Source organism: Vibrio caribbeanicus ATCC BAA-2122 (genome assembly GCF_000165125.1).
Lineage (GTDB): Bacteria > Pseudomonadota > Gammaproteobacteria > Enterobacterales > Vibrionaceae > Vibrio > Vibrio caribbeanicus.
In genome coordinates, this window is sequence record NZ_AEIU01000069.1 from 60,469 (window position 1) to 80,740 (window position 20,272).

Annotated in this window: 12 protein-coding genes; 6 read left to right on the forward strand and 6 right to left on the reverse strand. The window is 42.1% G+C overall.

Annotated elements, in window-relative coordinates:
- Positions 1-82 precede the first annotated feature (82 nt).
- The 3 genes from RH40_RS08960 (at position 83) to RH40_RS08970 (ending at position 5,385) form a co-directional block, all read left to right on the forward strand.
- On the forward strand, positions 83-1,255 hold the full coding sequence (locus RH40_RS08960; protein WP_009601137.1) for a PrnB family protein: 1,173 nt from the start codon (positions 83-85) through the stop codon (positions 1,253-1,255).
- Between the two features lie 7 nt (positions 1,256-1,262).
- Complete coding sequence (locus RH40_RS08965; protein ID WP_039954486.1) at positions 1,263-2,387, forward strand: aminotransferase class V-fold PLP-dependent enzyme; 1,125 nt, start codon at positions 1,263-1,265, stop codon at positions 2,385-2,387.
- A gap of 460 nt (positions 2,388-2,847) precedes the next feature.
- Positions 2,848-5,385: a glycosyl hydrolase family 18 protein gene (locus RH40_RS08970; protein WP_009601139.1), complete on the forward strand. Its 2,538-nt coding sequence runs from the start codon at positions 2,848-2,850 to the stop codon at positions 5,383-5,385.
- 62 nt (positions 5,386-5,447) lie between these two features.
- On the opposite strand, the gene RH40_RS08975 is transcribed toward RH40_RS08970, so the two are convergent.
- From RH40_RS08975 to RH40_RS08990, 4 genes are all read right to left on the reverse strand, one after another.
- A complete protein-coding gene (locus tag RH40_RS08975; protein ID WP_009601140.1) occupies positions 5,448-7,562 on the reverse strand; it encodes a type I secretion system permease/ATPase in 2,115 nt (704 codons plus the stop codon).
- Between the two features lie 16 nt (positions 7,563-7,578).
- Positions 7,579-9,492, reverse strand: a complete 1,914-nt coding sequence (locus RH40_RS08980; protein ID WP_009601141.1) for a bifunctional diguanylate cyclase/phosphodiesterase — start codon at positions 9,490-9,492, stop codon at positions 7,579-7,581.
- A gap of 5 nt (positions 9,493-9,497) precedes the next feature.
- Positions 9,498-10,145 carry a transglutaminase-like cysteine peptidase gene (locus RH40_RS08985; RefSeq protein WP_009601144.1) on the reverse strand — a complete coding sequence of 216 codons (648 nt, stop codon included), beginning with the start codon at positions 10,143-10,145 and terminating at the stop codon, positions 9,498-9,500.
- Between the two features lie 77 nt (positions 10,146-10,222).
- Complete coding sequence (locus tag RH40_RS08990; protein WP_009601145.1) at positions 10,223-11,614, reverse strand: HlyD family type I secretion periplasmic adaptor subunit; 1,392 nt, start codon at positions 11,612-11,614, stop codon at positions 10,223-10,225.
- Positions 11,615-11,891: 277 nt separating this feature from the next.
- On the opposite strand from RH40_RS08990, the gene pdxH reads away from it, so the two are divergent.
- Positions 11,892-12,527 carry a pyridoxamine 5'-phosphate oxidase gene (pdxH, locus tag RH40_RS08995; RefSeq protein WP_009601146.1) on the forward strand — a complete coding sequence of 212 codons (636 nt, stop codon included), beginning with the start codon at positions 11,892-11,894 and terminating at the stop codon, positions 12,525-12,527.
- A 52-nt stretch (positions 12,528-12,579) separates the two neighbouring features.
- Here the strand turns inward: pdxH and RH40_RS09000 are convergent, their stop codons facing one another.
- Positions 12,580-14,400, reverse strand: a complete 1,821-nt coding sequence (locus RH40_RS09000; RefSeq protein WP_009601147.1) for a formylglycine-generating enzyme family protein — start codon at positions 14,398-14,400, stop codon at positions 12,580-12,582.
- A 137-nt stretch (positions 14,401-14,537) separates the two neighbouring features.
- The gene (locus tag RH40_RS09005) at positions 14,538-15,635 is read right to left on the reverse strand and encodes a PEGA domain-containing protein (protein WP_009601148.1); all 1,098 of its coding nucleotides are present in this window, start codon (positions 15,633-15,635) and stop codon (positions 14,538-14,540) included.
- Between the two features lie 495 nt (positions 15,636-16,130).
- Between RH40_RS09005 and RH40_RS09010 the strand changes: the two genes are divergently transcribed.
- Both RH40_RS09010 and putA read left to right on the forward strand, forming a co-directional pair.
- Positions 16,131-16,946 (forward strand): helix-turn-helix domain-containing protein, encoded by an 816-nt coding sequence (locus RH40_RS09010; RefSeq protein WP_009601149.1) that lies wholly within the window; start codon positions 16,131-16,133, stop codon positions 16,944-16,946.
- A 188-nt stretch (positions 16,947-17,134) separates the two neighbouring features.
- Positions 17,135-20,266: a bifunctional proline dehydrogenase/L-glutamate gamma-semialdehyde dehydrogenase PutA gene (gene putA / locus RH40_RS09015; RefSeq protein WP_009601150.1), complete on the forward strand. Its 3,132-nt coding sequence runs from the start codon at positions 17,135-17,137 to the stop codon at positions 20,264-20,266.
- Positions 20,267-20,272 lie beyond the last annotated feature (6 nt).

Below are 20,272 nucleotides of genomic sequence, written 5' to 3' on the forward strand. Positions count from 1 at the left end.
TAAATTCACTCCTTCATGTTTGTTAAAATTTAGATAATTAATTGTTGAATTTTATCTTAGTAAAGATGTTGGAGTGGCTATCATGACTGAGAATACATGGAAGTTTGATGAGTGGATTCGCACACAGTTTGTTGAGCATAATAATGAACTTGAGTGCCTATATTGGCAGCAGTCGGATAAAGCGAATGTTGAGGGTATTGGGGAAGAGATAAAAAAATCACTTGTTGAACAAGGGAATTACTATATTTCCAAGCTTCTCCAGGAAGGTAACACCGATGAGGGGTTTGATGCTGACTTTGACTTGTTGGGTAATGTTGGGTTGTTTATGGCCGCGTGCCGTAGGCACGAAATAACAGAACCTTCACGCGAGCGTGTCTCACCGCTACACGAAGCTTCCGCTCTATCTATGCAAATTGGTGCATCTATCGGTGTTACACCAAGGTTTGCAACTGCACATTTAACAACGCACAACCGAGCTGTTAACGGTCGTTATAAACGTTTCACGGACCTTGATGCCGAAAAGCTATTTGTTGACTACAATACGCGCGGAATTTTAGCATTTAAGCGTGCGGCAGATGCGTTATTAAAAATTAAGCCCATTGGTGTATCACACCCCATGGCAGAGGACCTTTTTAAAGTTGCCTATCAGGCCTTGGCTGATGTTTATCAATCCAACGAAATTTTATTTTCTGAACTCGACTCTGATGCGTTTTTTTATCAAGTTAGACCTTACTATAAGCCTTATCGCGTTGGCCAACATATTTATCGCGGCGCAAATGCAGGAGATTTCGCGGGAATTAATGTTATAGACCTACTTTTAGGCCTATGTCTGGCAAATGAGTCCTCTTATTCTCAGCTATTAGTGGATAAGTTTCTCTATATGATGCCAGAGGATCAAAGAATTCTTCGAGATTGTATGAGAATGACCTCACTAATGGATGAGTTTATTTCAGTGATGGATAGAAGTCGCCATCAAGTCTGGTACAAAAAGCATTTAGCTCTTTTTCTTAGTGTATGTGAGATGCATGGTAAGACAGCCCAGCAACACCATAATCAATTAGTTGAAAAATACATTGCGGTTCCTGCTAACTCAATGAATCAAGAGCATATGGATAAATTGACAGCGAGTGGTCCTCCCCTCAACGTTTTATTGGGAGCGCTAGAAAAGTTAAAAGACCGAAGAAACGCTGTTAAGCGAGATGACATAGTCACTCGTTTTGATGATATCCAGAAACTTAAACACTCACTAAGTTAAGGAAAGTATGATGAAGTCTGTGCTTAAAAAAAGTGATTTTTATTGTCCTAAAGGAACGTATCTACTAAGCCATTCTGTGGGTCGTCCGTTCAGATCACTAAGTGAAAATATTCAAAGTACCTTCTATTCACCGTGGCAGTCAGGCTCTACAGAGCCATGGGGAGAATGGCTAGAGATACTGCAAAACTTTCGCTTAGAATTAGCAAAACTATTTTGTGGTGAAATCGAAGAATTTTGTCCTCAAGTTAATCTTTCATCATCTCTGACTAAAATTGTTCAATCTCATCATCGTCTTGCTCGAAATCCTGTGATTTTAATGAGTGAGCAAGACTTTCCGAGTATGGGGTTTGTTCTCAACAAAGCACCACTGGAAGGTGCAACAATACGGTTGTTGCCTAAGGAGTGTGATGTATCAGACCCAAATGTTTGGCAAGATTATTTACGTCCGGATATTGACCTAGTATTTGTGAGCCATGCTTACTCAAATCTTGGCCAAAAAGCTCCGATTGAGCAGGTGATAAAGAGAGCCCGCCAGCTTGATATTATCTCGATAGTCGATGTTGCACAATCTGCCGGCATCATTGAGTTAAATTTAACAGCCTGTAGACCTGACTTTATGATTGGCTCATCTGTTAAATGGCTTTGTGGTGGCCCCGGTGCTGGCTACCTTTGGGTAAATCCTGAAATTGTTGATTCGTGTCACCCGAAAGACGTCGGTTGGTTTAGCCATGAAAATCCATTTGAATTTGATCTCAATAACTTCCGATATCATGGCTCGGCGCTCAGATTTTGGGGTGGGACGCCTTCGGTTGCACCGTATGCCGCTGCGGCGCATAGTATTGCAAGATTTAACTTGGCGGGGCTAGATCATGTAATGGAACATAATCAAGTGCTAATTGAATACCTAATCAGTCAAATGGGTGAATGGATAGTTTCACCACATGATGTGGCTAAGCGCAGCGGGACAGTGATTGTACGAGTGCCTGATAGTCCCGATGTTCTAGAGAAGCTCAAGTCCAACCAGATCTGGGTTGATCAACGACAATCCGGTCTGCGTGTTTCTCCTCATATCTACAACTCAAAACAAGATATGGATTTATTTACCGAGCAATATTTGGCACTTTGTGGGTGATCATATCAGGTAATTTCACTACTTCTGCATGCAAAACGAAAGGTTGGCCCAATTTAAGAGGGTCAACTACATGATTTAAGGTTATTTTTCTTGGAAAAATAAGGCTCATTAAATTTTGAGATATTTTATGTTTTTGGGACAAAATAGGTAGTTTTTAATCTCCTATAAACTCTTATATAGATATAAATATCATCAATTCATGATGTTAAAATTAAGATAATATCTGTTCGTGCCATTTTCTCACATTGAACGCTTTCATTCCGTTGAATTTCGAGTCAACACCTTATGTTTATGTAACTCTAATCTAGTTAAGCATTAATTTTCAGTGTTCTCTCGAAAATGATGTTAATTTTTTTCGACTAAAAAAAAGTCTCTTAAATACTTAGAACGGTGTTAAACCCAGTTTTAGGCTGGGTTGCTTGCGCTTTTTGAGCGCACTTAAAAAATGAGAGAGACAGGTATGAATGGTTTCAAGTTTGGGGCAGCATTTTGGATGCTATCCGCTATCGGGTCAGTCAGTGCTGCACCCTCTGTACCAACAATTGATGTTTATGGTTCAAATAATCTTCAGTTTTCAAAAATAGAGCTAACCATGGATTCGACTTCAGGTTATTACGATATGGTTAAATATTCTGATGAAGCTGAGGTGTCGATTAAGTTTACCCAGTGGAGCGGTGATCCGGGCGATAGTTATAAAGTTTATTTCGATGATGTTGAGGTCGCCTCCGGCGCAATTTCTGGAAATCAAACCACCGCAATATTTTCCATGGCTCAGGGAGGTCGATATAAGGTTGCAGTTGAAGCTTGTGATTCCACAGGTTGCAGCCGCAGTGCAGAACAACAACTTATTATTGCAGACACAGATGGTTCACACCTTGAACCCTTGAACATGAATGTCGATCCTAACAATAAAAGCTACGATACAGACCCAGATACAGTCGTAGGTACTTATTTTGTTGAATGGGGAATTTATGAACGTGAGTATACCGTAGATAACATTCCTGTCGATAACCTTACTCATATTCTCTATGGCTTTATCCCTATTTGCGGCCCCAATGAATCGTTAAAGTCGGTGGGGGGGAACAGCTATAATGCATTGGTGACAGCGTGTCGCGGTGTTCAAGATTACGAAGTTGTCATACATGATCCTTGGGCAGCATATCAAAAGAGCTTTCCTCAAGCCGGACATAAATTTAGTTCTCCGATCAAAGGTAACTATGCGATGTTAATGGCGTTAAAGCAGCGAAACCCTGATCTAAAAGTTATCCCTTCAGTTGGCGGGTGGACGCTATCCGACCCTTTTTATGACTTTACCAACAAAGCTTATAGAGACCGTTTTGTCGCTTCTGTAAAGCGTTTCCTCCAAACATGGAAATTTTTCGATGGTGTTGACATTGACTGGGAGTTTCCCGGAGGCGGCGGGGCAGGGCCTGATCTTGGAGACCCAATTAATGACGGACCTGCCTATATCGCTCTGATGCAAGAACTGAGGGCAATGCTTGATGAACTAGGAGCTGAAACTGGTCGAACTTACGAGCTTACGTCGGCTATTGGAGTGGGCTATGACAAAATTGAGGACGTAGATTATTCCAACGCAGTCCAATATATGGACTATATCTTTGCTATGACTTACGACTTTTATGGGGGGTGGAATAATGTCCCAGGGCACCAAACTGCTCTCTTCTGTGGACGTTTCATGCGTGCTGGTCAATGCGATGGCTCAGGAAACGATGACAAGGGCGTTCCTTATAAAGGGCCTGCCTACACCGCTGACAACGGAATCAAACTTTTATTGGCTCAAGGTGTACCCGCTAACAAACTCGTTTTGGGAGCGGCTATGTATGGTCGTGGTTGGGAAGGCGTTTTACCAGACACATTGACCGATCCACTTGACCCGATGACAGGGAAGGGAACAGGTAAATTGAAAGGCTCTAAAGAGCAAGGTGTTTGGGAAGAGGGGGTCATAGACTATAAAGGCATTAAACGTTTTATGCTGGGTACCGATAACCTCGGCGTAAATGGTTTTCAGTATGGATATGATGATCAGGCACAGGCACCGTGGGTTTGGAATCAAGAAACTGGACAATTGATTACCTTCGATGACCCACGCTCAGTGATGGAAAAAGGTGCTTACGTTAGATCATTAGGGCTTGCTGGATTATTCTCATGGGAGATCGATGCGGACAATGGGGATATCTTAAATGCAATTCATGAAGGATTAGCAGCGGATAAGCCGCGCAATCAACCACCAGTGGCTCGAACGAGCTCAGATATGGCAGTGGTTGGCCCAATATCGCTCAATCTTGATGGTAGTAATTCAGAAGACGCCGATGGTCAAATTGTCCGCTTTGAATGGGAGCAGGTTTCAGGCCCCAGAGTTTCTCTTTCTGGAGAGAACAATACGATAGCTCGTATTGATATCCCTGAAGTTCTACAGAAAGAGGTCATAGCGTTTGACCTTACGGTAACAGACAATGGAGGAGCAAAAGATACAGACACTGTTCTTGTAACCGTAAGTCCTAAAGGCACTTCACCAAATAACCGTCCACCGATCATCAAAGTCTTGGCTCCACAGACGGTTAAACGTGGAGAAAGTGTGGTTATTGACGCTTCTGCAACGTCTGATCCAGATAGCGACCCTCTGTCTTATCAGTGGACAGCGCCACCAGATATTATCCCAGTAATTACCAGCAATAAGCTTACATTCAATGTTGGTGACTATAAAGACGATAGAGTGTTGGAGTTTAGCCTTGAAGTGTCAGATGGTACCCATGTTGTAAAACAGCCTATTGTTATCAAGGTCATTCGTGGTTCTGGAGGCGGAGACTTGTGTTCAAACCTGTGGAGTGAAGAAAAAGTTTATAACGGTGGGGACAAAGTAAGTTGGGATAATAAAGTATGGCAGGCAAAATGGTGGACTCAGGGTGACAATCCTTCAATGTCGGGAGAGTGGGGAGTTTGGAAGCTCATCGGCAATGCGGATTGCCCAACATCTTAGCCAGATAAAAACGGCCACTCTTTTTCGAGTGGCCGCAAGCAGTCTAGGGTAATGGCAGAATTTTAATCTGCCGCTTTTACTTTCCCTTGACGAAGATTGTAAAGGACTTCCGCTTTAGGGCCATCAGCAATAACACTGCCTTTTTCTAGCACTATGATACGGTCAACAACATCTAACATAGAAGTCTTGTGTGTAATTAACACTAAGGTTTCGGTTTTCTTTAATTGAGCTAACTGTTGTTTGATATGCATTTCTGAACGATTGTCCATAGCACTCGTCGGTTCATCTAGCAGTAAAACAGGCGGCCTCCCAACTAAAGCTCTCGCAATTGTTACTGCTTGGCGTTGCCCGCCAGATAATAACATTCCCCCTTCTCCCACTTGGCGTTCAAGACCCGCTGGATCTTGCTGGGTAAAAACGGTAACTCCTGCTCGGTTTGCGGCATCAAGTACGTCTCTATCATCCGATAACGGTCTACCTAGAGTAATGTTATCTCTGATCGTACCAAAGAAAAGTTGGCTATCCTGCGGAACACAGCCAATGTTTCGTCTTATATCAACGTGGTGGAGCTGCTCAATATCGGTATCATCGATTCTAACGTGGCCTTCTGTGGGTTTGTAAAGGCCCATAATGAGTCTTTCTAAAGTCGTCTTACCTGACCCTATTCGTCCTATAATTGCGACTTTTTCTCCAGGGTTGATTGTAAAGCTTAAATCACGAATCGATGCCACCGGAGAGTCTGGATAAGAAAAATTCACTTTATCTAGTTCGATTTTTCCATGGATAATCGGACGATGAATATAACGCTTGCCTTCTTCTTGCTCATCAGGCATTGCCATTACCTGTTCTATAATTGTCATCGCGGATTTAGCTTGATTATACCGAGTAGAAAGAAGCGACAGTTGGACTAGGGGACCGATTGCTTTGCCACTCAACATGGTCGCTGCAATCAATCCACCCATTGTAAGCTCGGCCTGCGAAATTAGGTAAACACCCAAAATAATCATACCAACATTCGACGCTTGTTGGACAAAGCCTGCGGTATTTTGGATGCCATCAGTGATGCGACGACTCTTGATGTTCCAATTTGACATATGAGCCACTGCCTCTTCCCAACGAAACTGGAACTGGCTTTGTGCACCGAATAATTTAACAGTCTCTAGCCCAGATAGACTCTCTATTAGATTGGCATATTTTTGAGAGGAAAGACGAGAGCCTTCTTCAATAGTATGTTTTAAAGGTCCCTGAACAAAGTAGGCATATCCAACTAAAATAATGACACCAACAATGGGGACTATGACTAAGTTGCCTGCCATCATCCAAATTAAGAACAAAAAGAGCAATGCAAAGGGGAGATCGATCAGAGCACCTATCGTTGCCGATGTGAAGAATTCTCGGATTGACTCAAACTCTTGTAAGTGGCGAGCGAATGCCCCAACCGATGCAGGGCGTGCCTCCATCCTTACACCCATGACTTTGCTAAAAAGTTTTGACGATATGAGTATGTCCGATTTTTTTCCTGCAACATCGATAAAGAAGCTTCTGAGGAGCTTGAGGAGGAGATCAAAAATGAAAATGACAAAAATACCACTGGCGAGTACCCACAACGTTTCGAAGGCAAGGTTGGGCACGACTTTATCGTAAACAATTCGGGTGAACATTGGAGCCGCGATGGCAAAAAGATTGATTAGAAGTGAAGCAATGAGTACGTCACGGTAGATTTTTTTTGATTGCCATAGCGTACTCCAAAACCAATGACCTTCACGACTTTTTAAAACCCCTGGTGACCGCTCATCGTACCTAAACTGTTTTTTAACTAGAAAATAACGGCCAGAATATTGCTGTTTTAGATCTTCATAACTGCTTGATATGGGGACAAAACCTGAACCATCGGTCACTATCTCGACTTCAGTTTTTTCTTCGTTAACACTATTTAAAACACAAGAACCCCCATCTTTCAGCATCAACACAACCGGAAGCACTAGTGGTGATATTGCATCAAGCTCACCTTTATTTTCTTTTGCAACCAGTCCCGCTCTTTCTGCTGAGCGAGGGAATAAATGTGGGGTAAGCTTTCCATCTGAAAGTGGCAGACCGTTAATAAGAGCTTCCGGTGAGTTGGCCAACCCATAGTAACGGCTCACGTAGATAAGGGAATTGAGTAACGGATCCTGCATGCTGTGCCTTTTTTAATTATTTATCTACGATAAAGCCTTGGAAGACTTCAATAAAATGTTCCGCGAGTAAGTTTAACTGATCTTTAGTCTCTACCCTAGATGCAATCGTTTTTATACCTAGGTTATTTGCAGTTCGCGATATCGAAGTCAAAGTAAATTTTTGGTTTTCATCATCAAGATTATGAGTGTATAGATAATCAAGTTTGACGTAGGCAGGGCGGAATTCATTCAGGTAATCAAGTGATTGAAAATTACGTCCGTAGTTATCGACACCAAACTCAGCCCCAGCAGATCGGATTGCATTACAAAATAGCGCTGTATGATGAGGAGAGTTAATAAAGCAGTTTTCCGGTACCTCAAAATGTATCAAGTGCGCCAAGGCACTATTTTTCGACAAAAATTGTGAAACCCAGCGGATAAAGCTCGGTTGAGAAATACTGTTTTGTGAAATGTTAATTGCAAACGGTACATTTTTTTCTAGAGATTTCTGATGTTTGGTAATGGACTCAATAACATGCTGATCCAAAATATGACTTGAGTTCAATTGTTCTAGAGCATAGAGGTATTGATTCGCTGTGAATCTTTTTCCATCGTCCGTCTCAATGGCAGAAAATACCTCTTTATGGTAAGTGTTTCCCTCACCATCGTTGGCGGCTTGAGTACGAAAAGTTACCCAACCATTGTGTATGGCCTCCTCGACTAAGTTCTTCCATTGCTGTTTGCCCATTAGGTTCTCATCATTATCACCCGTGACAAAACCATAGTGAATTTGCGGGTTAGTTTTTGCGCTCGCTAGGGCATTATCGAGCATAGTGAGTAGTTCTGTAGAGCTTGTTTGAGTGCGGCTAAAGGCAACACCTAAAGAAAGGTTTGACTGGGCCATTCCTGTGGGGTCAGCATTGAGGTCATGAACATATGTTATCAAACTCTCTGCGACAATTTTGACTTCTTCCTCATCTAGGCTCGGAAGAATAATGCCAAATTCCTCTGATGATATTCGCGCTATTGTTACTTCAGGCGAGGTAAGTGAGACTTTGAGATGTCTTGCAAATTCAGCCACCATTCCATCACCGGCTTCATAACCTTTTTCTTCATAGAGATCTCTAATAAAACCAGCTTCTAATATCGCTGCACCACCATGACCACTTTCTCCAAGCCATGAGTTGAGTTGGCTCATGAAATAGGCTCTATTTCCAAGTTGAGATACAGGGTCAATGTACGCTCGTTCACGTAATTGCTGTGCCTCTTTGGCTTGTGCCTTGAATGACTTTTCTAGCTGTACAGACATACTATTGATGCCATCAACCACATAGATTAAATCTTGTGTATTCGGTCTAGGTAGTGGCTCTCCAAATTGATGTTTTGCAACTTGCTCCATTTTATTCACAATAAGTTGAAGCGGGTGTAATGCTCTTTTTAAGATGAGTGAAATAGATATTAAGGCAAAAAACATAATCGCAAAAAAGGCGATGATTAGGCGTTCAAAGGCGACCCATAGTTGCGAATAGGCATCGCTAGGGTCGCTGGTAATTTGAACCTCTGCAAGTTGTAACCAACCGCTAGTCACGACCCTCTGGTCGACAATGGGCTCAAATAAGTCGAGTGACAGGAACCACTCGGGTACTTGTGTTGATGCTGATGAGTATGATCGAATAATTTCATCACCAGTATCAAGGAACTTTAGTTTTACTGTTGAGTAACTACTTCCATCAAATAGAGCATTGATGACTGACTCTACAGCAATATTGTCACTGTTTTCTAGGTAGGGAGCTAGCGCAAGGCCTACCGTATTTATCGTGTTGTTCATTTCTGAACGCTGCTGTTGAATAAGGTTGTCCCTTGTTGTGTTGAATTCGATAACATAGACCGAAATCAATAACATTAAGATAACCGTAATCATTCCTGCGATAAGCTGTTTATATAAAGTCATACTACTTACTCATCAAAGTTAACTAATGGTTTGTTTAGTTTTAATGATTTCTCGCGATTTCTTAGATCATTCCAAAGGCTAAGCCTTGAGGAATTTCCCGCTAATTGTCCTTTTTTAGACTTCATAAGCCAAAGGTTTTTACCATTAAAACTGTAAATTGGTAATAAGTCTCTTCTTTTCGATGCTCGCAAAATGGAGGGATTTAAATTATCCAACAGAATAGGTTCTGAACTGGGCTTAGCATAGTAAGCCAAAACCATATGAAACTGGTTGATATTTAACGCTTTTACATACACCAAGCGGAGTTTTTTATCTGAAATCCCTAGCTCTAAAAGAGAAAAGTATTTCGCTATAGTAAAGTCTTCGCAGTCACCCGCATTACTTCCTAAGAACTCAAGAGGAGTCGCCCAATAGTCGTTTTTTCCCCAAAGCTTAATATCATCGACAAAGTAAAGTTGATTAAAAAAGTTATTTACTTGTTCTAATTTTTTTCTTTCTGGTAGCGAAAAAAGTTGGTGAATTTCATTACGCCATGTTCTAACTCGCTGAGCCGCCCTTTCTCCATAAACATTGCGCACAGCATTCGTCCACCTCTGTTCTTGAGAGCTAGTAGCGACTGTGGATGTCGATGGTAAGGTTGCGATTAATATCATAATACATAACCGTAAGGTTAGGCTCAGTTTCAAAAGTCGCGACCTTTATGCACAAAAAAGTAAATAATCATAAGTTCCTACTCCTTCAGAGCATTACTTTGAGCATTGAGAATTGGTTTCAAGAGGTACTCCATAATGGTCCTTTTACCAGTAATAATATCAACAGAAGTCGTCATACCCGGAATAATGGGCAAAAGCTTATCTTTATTAAGACTAGTCTCTTTTGTCCGAACTCTAACCAGATAAAAGCTATTTCCTTCTTCATCTGTGGTCGTATCAGCACTGATATGCTCTAGCGTACCCTCCAAACCACCATACTTAGTAAAGTCATAAGCACTAAATTTAACAATCGTATGTAAATCTGGTCTTAAGAAGGCGATGTCTTGAGGAGCGATTCTGGCCTCAATTAACAGCGTATCTTCACTAGGTACAATCTCTACGATATCCATCCCCGGTTGAATGACGCCACCTACCGTATTGATATTCAATGTTTTGATAGTTCCCGTAACCGGTGATGTAACGACGGTTCGGTTTACCTTGTCTTGTAAACCGATGGTCGATTTATTTAATGATGAAAGTTGGTCTTGAGCACTATTAAGCTTCTCTTGCTGTTCAGAACGAAATTGTTGCGCTGTGTCGATTCGGCTCAGGATAGTTTCACGAATTGCAGATTTTAATACGGGTACTTTTAACTGGCTCGATGTAAGCTCACGTCGGGTGTCATTGACCTGTCTCTGCAACTTGAGTAATTCAATTTGCGGAACAATACCTTCATCAGCCAACGGTATCGTAATTTCTAGTTCTTTTTTGGCAAATTTATAGCTTTCACGGAGGTTTTGGACACGAGCTTGTATTTCTACCAGATCTTGTTGTTTTTGTTTTACTTGTTGAGACATCAATGACATTTGGTTTATCAGTTCTTTTAGATTTTGACGATACTCAGCATTTTGTCTATCAATCAACGTAGTTTGTTTTTCAATGAATGACTCTGGAAAAGACAGTTCATTGATAGTGATAGCAACGCTATCTTCCCAATTCGCCTCGTCGAATTTTTCTCTAATTACCACACTACTGATAGAGGTTGATAATCGCAGCACACTGGCCGTTAAGTTGGCAATTTGCTGTTCTCTTTCTCTGTAATCAGAGCGAAACCGAGTATCGTCAATGAGCAATAGTCGTTGTCCTTTTTCGACTTGCTGCCCTTCTTTGACCAAAATTTCTTTTACTAATCCACCTTCCAGGTTTTGAACAACCTGAATCTGTGATGAGGGAACAACTTTTCCTTCACCCACAGTAACTTTATCTATCTCTGCCCAAGATGCCCAAATGGCAGCGAGGATGAAGAAAGCCACCACAACCCAGAGCAGGATTTGGGCACTGTTTGGCGTGTTGAGTAACAAAGCTGCTGTTTTATCGTCAACATAATCCAATTCATCCGGACTCAATTGGTCGAATCTGTTCCCACTCATTAATAATCCCTGATATATAAAGTTAGTCTATTGATTTTATTACTCGCTGAGCGAAATGTTAAGGATTAGACGTGAACTTTGTAAGATTAGAATACAATTTGGAGGTATTTTTCAATTTAGATAACTAGATATTCAAATCGTTGTCTTGCCTGTCAAGCAAGTCATTCTGGCTGAACATAGAACTTTGAGGTTACTTGGGTATAATAATCATGACTTTGAGCTTGAGTTATTACGTATATCAGAGCACAATCGCGAAAAAGTCCGCTGAGGAGTAAAAATGGAAATTGACGACATTCGCCGCGAATATGCGAAGGGTGGTTTACGCAGAAAAGATCTTCTACAAAACCCTATCGACCAGTTTGACTTATGGTTGCAACAAGCAATTGATGCGAACTTATCTGATCCAACAGCGATGACGGTCGCTACGGTAGATGCTTCGGGTCAACCTTTCCAGCGTATCGTACTTCTTAAAGAAGTCGACTATAAAGGTTTTGTATTTTTTACAAACTTTGGTAGCAGAAAAGCTCAACAAATTGCAAATAATGGCAAGGTAAGCCTTCATTTTCCATGGCATTCTCTTGAAAGGCAAGTACATATTACAGGTGTTGCTGAGAAACTACCTATGTCAGAAAACATAAAATATTTTTCATCACGACCGAAAGGAAGTCAGTTAGCTGCTATTGCTAGTAAACAAAGTAGTCGAATTAGTGCACGAGGGGTTTTAGAAGCCAAGTTTCTCGAGCTGAAACAGAAGTTTGATGATGGTGATATCCCGGTACCTAGCTTCTGGGGAGGCTTCAGAATAAAGCCTGAATCAATTGAGTTTTGGCAAGGTGGCGAGCACAGATTGCATGACCGCTTTTTATTTTCTCGAGATAACGAGTTGTGGAATATTGATCGACTCGCCCCTTAGTTTTTAGTTTCGATACACAATAAAAAAGGAGGCGATTGCCTCCTTTTTCATTCTAGTTAATATCTCTTACGACCCTAAAACCAAGATAATTTGCCGCCTCAAAAGTAGATAGAAATAGTTGCTGGTCCGCAGCGGCCATGTCTGGAGAGAAATTCCAAGCTCCACCCTTAGCAATACCTTTCGGACTGCTTGTCCATTGCCATACATTTCCGACAACGTCGTAAAGTCCTAGACCATTTGGATTAAATGCACTTACGGGGGAGGTACTTTTATTTGACCAAGGTGTCCCACTCCAGCCAGTGTTGGCTTCTCCAGAGACAAAATCATCACCCCACCAATATTTTTGGTGACTACCTGCTCGAGCTGCTACCTCCCATTCATCTTCTGTGGGCAGCCTGTATGCTGCGCCTGTTTGTTTCCGCAACCAGTTTGCATAGGATTTTGCATCATTTTGGCTGACGCAAACAACAGGTGAGTTGGGGTATTGCTTAAAACCAGGATCTCGCCAGCTACTTTTTTCTACAGGAGTGACTTCACCCTTTATGAGTGCAGTACAGGTATTTTTCAGTTCTGCGTCGGTTTGATAGTTGGTACTTTCAACAAAGTCTGTAAATTGACTTACCGTTACCGGAGTGGCTCCGATTCCGAAAGCATGATCAAGGTAAACTTGTTTCGACGCATTCTCGCCTGTGTAGTATTTACCTTGCAAAACGGTGATCATCTCAGGTGCTTTACTATCATTGCTCAGACCATCAGCAAAGCGAGTTCCTGCTTTGAGCGGGTTTGATTTTTCTTTAAGAACTGCTCTGAGAGAGGTATCAGTTTTAATCGTGACTTGCTGTGAAAAAGGTTTATAACCGTCTTTTTGAACAATCACATCATGTAAGCCTATTGGTAGCATAATTTCTATGGGAGTGCTTCCATAGGAGACACCATCGATGAATACCGCATCATTAAATTGGTTTGAACGTAGGGAGAGTGTTACCCAAGCAATTTCTTGGGCTTCTTGAAAGTCACGTTGTGCGCCAGGGGCGAAGCAATAGTCGCTCTCCAGTTGTAGCAGATCACAAGCCACCTTGTCTTTGGGGCGAGCTTCTAGCTCCACATCCATTAAGGTACGATACCTTGCACCATCATAAAACCCAGCCTGGTTGGTTGTGTGTTTTATAACGTGAATATTGAGTGAGACATTATTGAGGTTCCGAGCTACAAGAGCGCTTTCACTCGTGTATTCTGAAATCTCTGACCGAAATTGTTTCACTGCTTTTTGGAGAGCCAGCTCTTTTGTTTGATAGTCACATTGTGCGAGGGTGAGTGATGGCTGGCAGCGGTTCGTAAAGCTGACTGATATCTGCTTTGGTTGTTGCAGTTCCATTTTTAGCTGGTTGACTCTTGCTCGTTTCTTTTTGTCTTCAAGTTGAGCAATTTCTTGTTCAACTTTTTCTAAGCTACTTTGCTTAGATCCGAGTTTAGTTTGCAGATCAAATAACGTTTGTTTGCTGTCGAGAATCGCTTTTTGGTTTGCCTTAACAAGTGCCCAAATTCCTTGATAGTCACTTTGAAAGGCAGCAATATCGATTGAAGGGTCATCAATCATTCGTTGGTAGGCGCTTTCTAGTTTACGCTTTGCTCCGACAAAACTCTCGTCTAGAGCTTTTGCTTTCTTTTCTAGAGCTTTTAAATCTGACTGCTGTTGAGCGAGCAAATGCTGTTGCTCATCTTGTGCTTTCTGCGCAGACACTAGCTCATCATGTTTAGTGAAGAGTCGGTCATCAATTTTAACCAGCGAGTTTTGAGGTTCTTCTGCGTACGCGAAGGACAGCAATAGACACTGAGAAATAGCTAACAAAAGGGCTGATAAACCTAGGCGCATTGTTTTTCTTCTACATCTGATAATTAATTTATACATACTAATCGAAAACGCCACCTTGTCTTAAGTTATCCAGTAGTAACTTAGGATCAAAATGGCGTTTTTACTCACCTTTGTGAGTCTGGTGCATTTTTCAACACTCATCCACTCGGACGAAGTTTTACCCAAACAGTATCATTGTTCGTCACGCGTATCACTCGGTTATATGTTTCGAAACCATTTTTCGAAACGGTAACCTGATGTTGTCCGCGAGGTAAAACGACTTCTACCGGAGTGCTGCCATAATTGATGCCATTGATAACGACGGAATCATCATACTGGTCTGAGCGAACAGTCACATTCACCCAATTCTTATCACTTTTTTTGACCTGCTTTTCTTGGGTGCCCTTCAGGCAATAGCGTGTCGATACATTGAGAAGCTTACAAGCCGCTGAAGCTTCTGGGCGAGCTTGGAGTTGAGACTGCATCGTCGTAAAGTAACTATTATTGCCTTCAAAACCAGAGTTGATGATTTGACTTTCTTGCACATGTACATTGAGCTGCACTCCTTTGGAGTTCTGCTTCGCAATGTTAGACTCAGTTAAACGGTCCATGAGTTTGGCTTTAAAAGTTTTGACCGCTTTTTGCTTAGTCAGATAATGCCCTTGGCTGGTACATTCACCAAGCGTCATGGTTGAAGAACAGGTCGTCTTGTAGCTTGTCTCGAGAACGTCACTCTCTCTAAGTTCTGCCGCTAGCCGTTTGACTCGTGCTTCTATCTTCTGCTCTTTCATGTAAGACAATTCCGAAGTCAACCGAGCTTGCTTTTGTTTAACCTGAGACAATCGCATTTCACTCTCAGTGATGGCCTGCTGGTTTTCAAGTAATGCGGATTGATTTCCCTTTACTTCAGACCAAGCATCTTGGTAGGCCTTTTGAAACGAGACAAGGTCAATGTCTGGATCGTGCAATAGCCGGTTATATTGTTTGTCGAGCGCTGATTTTGTTCTGTTTCGTTTTGCGTTAAGTTCCTCTTCGCTACGTTTTAACTTATTTTTTTCATTCTGAAGTTCTTGAAGACGATCGGCCTCTGAATCAAATTCTTTAGCCATAGAATTCATTTCTGTTTGTTTGTTTTCCAGTCTATTTTCGATTTCGGAGACCGGGTCTCCTTGCACGTTTTCTTCCGCAAAAATCGAAGTCGAAACCCAAAAAGGGCTTAGCGCAAGTAAAAGCGCTGGGATGCCACGTATGATCATAAGTCCCTGCAACAATTAACGTTTAAATTACCAATGAAAACCATTTAAACCTCGAACACGTTACTAGTCGTGCCGCTCAAATTTAGGAAAAAAGGCAAACTTTCGACAGTCCATTGCAAAGGTGCCTCGCAAAGGTCTATTTCTTCCATTCCTGAATCATTACTCATAAAGAGTCATAGCTAAGCTTATCATAAATCGAGATAAACTTATCTACACTTAATTTATTTTGGGCGGATTAGAGAAATATGCAAGTAAAGAATACAGATCGGAGATAGGTAATGGTGTAGAAACGACATAAGCCGTAATTTATGTGCACTTGATCATTCTTCCAAAACATAAAATGATGAGAGTTTCAGTGACTAAAAACGTAATACTTGGAATGTCATCCCAAATAGCATATGCAACCATGCTTATATTTAACTAACAGTAATTTCGAATTATTAGATTTTTGAGATAATATGACGGCATGTTTGAATCTGCTCACAGCAAAAGCTTATGCCTAAACTCCCGAATATCATTGGAAATACTGAGGTGACTAAAAAGGCATTACCGTGGCCCGCCGAGCTAATTACCTTACCGTCTTATATGGACTGTCATGATCACGCATATACTCAAGTTGTTATTGGGCTGAAAGGAAAAGCTGAGTTTGAGGTCAATGGTCAGGGAAGCTTAATCGGCCCTGGACAGGGTTGCGTTGTAAGCGCAGAGACAGGTCACGCATTTGGTAGCGTCATCGAGCAGGCTGATATCTTAGTCTTGAATATGCCTGAACCGGGACTAAATAACCCTCTGATGTTACAAAAGATGAATGAACTCAGGGGCCGTGAAGTCTATTTTCAATTGAATGGGCAAATCCAGTCCTTAATTCAATTATTGGTTATGGAAATGCGTGCCAGTCCGGATGACTTATTATTAAGCAGAGCCTGCAATGATACTCTTGTTGCGTTACTACAACGGCATATGCTTGCTTCTAATGTTCATAGGAAAGACTCACGCTTCGATTTAGAAACAGTCGATCGCTATATCGAGCAACATCTTGGTCAACGTATCTCCGTAGCACAGCTGGCAGGCAGTGTTTTCCTCGGAGAAAGCCAATTTCATCTGTTGTTTAAAGAGCAGATGGGAATTACCCCACATCAATACGTTTTAGGTAAACGTATTGACCTTGCGAAACAACTCATTGAGAAAGGTCAACTGACTTTGGGTCAAGTGGCTGAACTGACTGGGTTCTCGGGACAAAGTGCATTTACTCACACATTTTCACGCCTTCAAGGTATCTCCCCTTCTCAATATAAGAAACAAATCAGTTAAAATAACCCCACAAAACCGAATATAATTTTGTTCAATTTGATGTGACTCTGTATTTGTTTTGTTAATAATCCAAGTTTTTAGCAAAAAGCTCGGAGTTTTTGACAAGTAATCTTCTCAGGCTCAAAATACACTTCGGGTCATTATTAGAAAGCCTGAGAGAAATTCAGGTGTGATATTGAGGAAAGCGCATGTTTACAGCGACTGACGTGTTGAAGTCAGAGTTTGTTGAGAAACCACTTAACGAGCTGTGGTCTTTAATATCCCCATTGTATATGGTGGATGAATCACAATGGCTAAGCCAACTATTGCCTTTGGCGACACCTACAGCGGCTGAAAAAGATCAGATGTCACTAAAAACGACGCAACTGATCGAAGCTATAAGAGCAGACAAAAAATCAATTCAAATGATTGATGCCTTGTTATTGGAATACAGCTTAGATACTCAAGAAGGAATACTTCTGATGTGTCTTGCTGAGGCTCTAATGCGTATCCCTGATGCTGCGACTGCGGATGCTTTAATCCGTGATAAACTAACGGTCGCAGACTGGAAGTCTCACTTGAAGAATTCTGACTCAGTGTTTGTAAATGCATCTACATGGGGTTTGATGCTGACTGGTAAGGTGGTTGGTCTTTCTGACAAAGAATCTCAAAGCCCTGCTAGCGCAGTGAATAAACTCGTTAACAAAATGTCTGAGCCCGTTATCCGCAAAGCAATGCATCAAGCAATGAAAGTTATGGGACACCAATTTGTATTGGGTCGCACAATTGCCGAAGCACAAAAAAATGGGCGTTCGATGCGTGATAGAGGCTTTACCTACTCTTACGATATGCTCGGCGAAGCCGCTTTGACAACAGCTGATGCGAATAAATACTTTAAAGATTACTTAATGGCAATTGAAGCTGTTGGCCGTGATAAATACGTAACAAAAGACAGCCCAGCACCTTCAGTTTCGATAAAACTCTCGGCTCTGCACCCACGATATGAAGTGGCGAACGAAGAACGCGTTCTGACGGAGTTGTTTGACACGATTCAGCAGTTGCTCAATCGAGCAAAAGAGCTTGATGTGGCGATTACGATTGATGCAGAAGAGGCTGATCGCCTTGAGTTATCCCTTAAATTGTTTGAGAAAGTGTATCGTAGCAAATTGGTGCAGGGTTGGGGTAAATTTGGACTAGTTGTCCAAGCTTATTCCAAGCGAGCACTTGGCGTTCTTGTGTGGCTAAATGGCTTAGCAAAGGAACAAGGTGATTTGATCCCATTGCGTCTGGTTAAAGGTGCGTACTGGGATAGTGAAATTAAGTGGTCGCAGCAATCTGGCTATACCAACTATCCTGTTTACACAAGGAAAGAAGCAACAGATGTTGCATACCTCGCTTGTGCGCGCTTTTTATTAAGTAATAATGTACGGGGTAATATTTTCCCTCAGTTTGCCAGCCATAATGCTCAAACAGTGACTGCTATTGCGGTTATGGCAGAGCACAAAGATTTTGAGTTCCAAAGGCTTCATGGTATGGGAGACTCCCTATATAACCATGTAATGTCGACGCACAATCAATCGGTTCGAATCTATGCGCCAGTTGGAAGTCACAAAGATCTTCTCCCTTATCTGGTTCGTCGCCTTCTTGAAAATGGAGCAAATAGTTCTTTCGTTCATCGTTTGGTTGATGCTCGCTGCCCTGTTGAATCATTGACTCAACATCCAGTCGATATGCTAAACGCATTTTCTACGCCGAATAACACTAATATTCCTCTGCCTCCAAGTGTTTTCTCGGAACGCAAAAACTCCTTGGGTATCAATGTTGACATTGATAGTGAGGCAGAAAAGTTTGACCATGAGGTTGAACACTTCTTGAAACAGACCTGGGTTGCGGGTCCAATCATCAATGGTGAGTCTCTTGCCGAAAGCATGATCAAGGATGAAATCAATATCGTTGATGTTAGAGCACCTTACGATCGACGCATTTCTGTTGGAAAAGTATCCTTCGCGACTGAGGCACTGGTAAATCAAGCCATTGAAGGTGCGTCAAAGGCATTTTCAATGTGGAGTACTACTCCTAAATCGCAACGAGCAGTTATCCTTGAGAAACTTGCTGACCTGTTAGAACAGAACCTTGCAGAACTTGTCGCTATCTGTCACCAAGAAGCAGGTAAAACAATACACGATAGTATTGATGAAGTAAGAGAGGCTGTTGATTTTTGTCGTTACTATGCCAAACAAATCGATGCTTTAGGTGATAAGACCGTGAAAGGTTTCGACGGAAAAAATCGCATCGTATCGCAGCAAGGTAGAGGGGTCTTTGTTTGTGTAAGTCCGTGGAACTTCCCACTCGCTATTTTCCTTGGTCAAGTTGTGGCTGCTTTGGTTGCTGGTAATACTGTGGTAGCGAAACCTGCAGAGCAGACCAGCCTGATTGCGGGAAGAGCTGTTGAGCTGATGAAAGAGGCGGGCTTTCCTGCTGGAACGATACAACTTTTACCCGGGCGGGGCTCGGAGATTGGTACAGCATTAACCTCGCACAATGCGATTTCTGGTGTTGCTTTCACGGGCTCGACCGCGACAGCGCAACGTATCAATCAGACGCTTGCCCAACGTGACTCTGATCCTGTTCCGTTCATTGCTGAGACCGGCGGACAAAATGCCATGATTGTCGATAGTACTGCATTGCCTGAACAGGTAGTAAGAGACGTTATTCGCTCTGCTTTTGCTTCCGCTGGCCAACGCTGTAGCGCACTCAGAGTACTTTATGTACAAGAGGATATTGCAGAACGCATTATTTCTTTGATCAAAGGCGCGATGCAAGAATTGCAGGTTGGTAAGCCTTATCTGCATTCAACGGATGTCGGTCCTGTTATTGATTCATTGGCTAAATCTAAGCTCGATGAGCATATTGCGCGCATGACGAAGACTCAGACAAAAGTTGCTCAACTTAAATTGACTGATGAGCATCAACACGGTGATTTTGTTGCGCCTAGTGCGTTTGAAATTGATAGTATTGACTGTTTGGAAGAAGAGCAATTTGGTCCAATTCTTCATATTGTCCGTTTCAAGGCAAGTGACTTAGCGGCCGTCGTTGATCAGATCAATTCGACAGGCTTTGGTCTTACAATGGGCATACACAGTCGCAATGAGACGACATATCGTTGGATTGAGAAACATATTCGAGTTGGCAATTGTTATATCAACCGTGATCAGGTAGGTGCCGTTGTCGGTGTTCAGCCATTTGGTGGACAAGGGTTGTCGGGTACAGGACCAAAAGCTGGAGGTCCACATTATTTGTTCAGGTTCACAACCACAACGTTTTCTGAGTCAGCGGAATAATTAAGA

Bases quoted from the DNA above. Each gene is read 5' to 3' on its own strand.
- RH40_RS08970 (WP_009601139.1), top strand. From the start codon at position 2,848: ATGAATGGTTTCAAGTTTGGGGCAGCATTTTGGATGCTATCCGCTATC.
- RH40_RS09010 (WP_009601149.1), top strand. From the start codon at position 16,131: ATGCCTAAACTCCCGAATATCATTGGAAATACTGAGGTGACTAAAAAG.
- RH40_RS08960 (WP_009601137.1), top strand. From the start codon at position 83: ATGACTGAGAATACATGGAAGTTTGATGAGTGGATTCGCACACAGTTT.
- RH40_RS08990 (WP_009601145.1), bottom strand. From the start codon at position 11,614: ATGAGTGGGAACAGATTCGACCAATTGAGTCCGGATGAATTGGATTAT.
- RH40_RS08965 (WP_039954486.1), top strand. From the start codon at position 1,263: ATGATGAAGTCTGTGCTTAAAAAAAGTGATTTTTATTGTCCTAAAGGA.
- RH40_RS08975 (WP_009601140.1), bottom strand. From the start codon at position 7,562: ATGCAGGATCCGTTACTCAATTCCCTTATCTACGTGAGCCGTTACTAT.
- RH40_RS08980 (WP_009601141.1), bottom strand. From the start codon at position 9,492: ATGACTTTATATAAACAGCTTATCGCAGGAATGATTACGGTTATCTTA.
- RH40_RS08985 (WP_009601144.1), bottom strand. From the start codon at position 10,145: ATGATATTAATCGCAACCTTACCATCGACATCCACAGTCGCTACTAGC.
- RH40_RS09000 (WP_009601147.1), bottom strand. From the start codon at position 14,400: ATGCGCCTAGGTTTATCAGCCCTTTTGTTAGCTATTTCTCAGTGTCTA.
- putA (WP_009601150.1), top strand. From the start codon at position 17,135: ATGTTTACAGCGACTGACGTGTTGAAGTCAGAGTTTGTTGAGAAACCA.
- pdxH (WP_009601146.1), top strand. From the start codon at position 11,892: ATGGAAATTGACGACATTCGCCGCGAATATGCGAAGGGTGGTTTACGC.
- RH40_RS09005 (WP_009601148.1), bottom strand. From the start codon at position 15,635: ATGATCATACGTGGCATCCCAGCGCTTTTACTTGCGCTAAGCCCTTTT.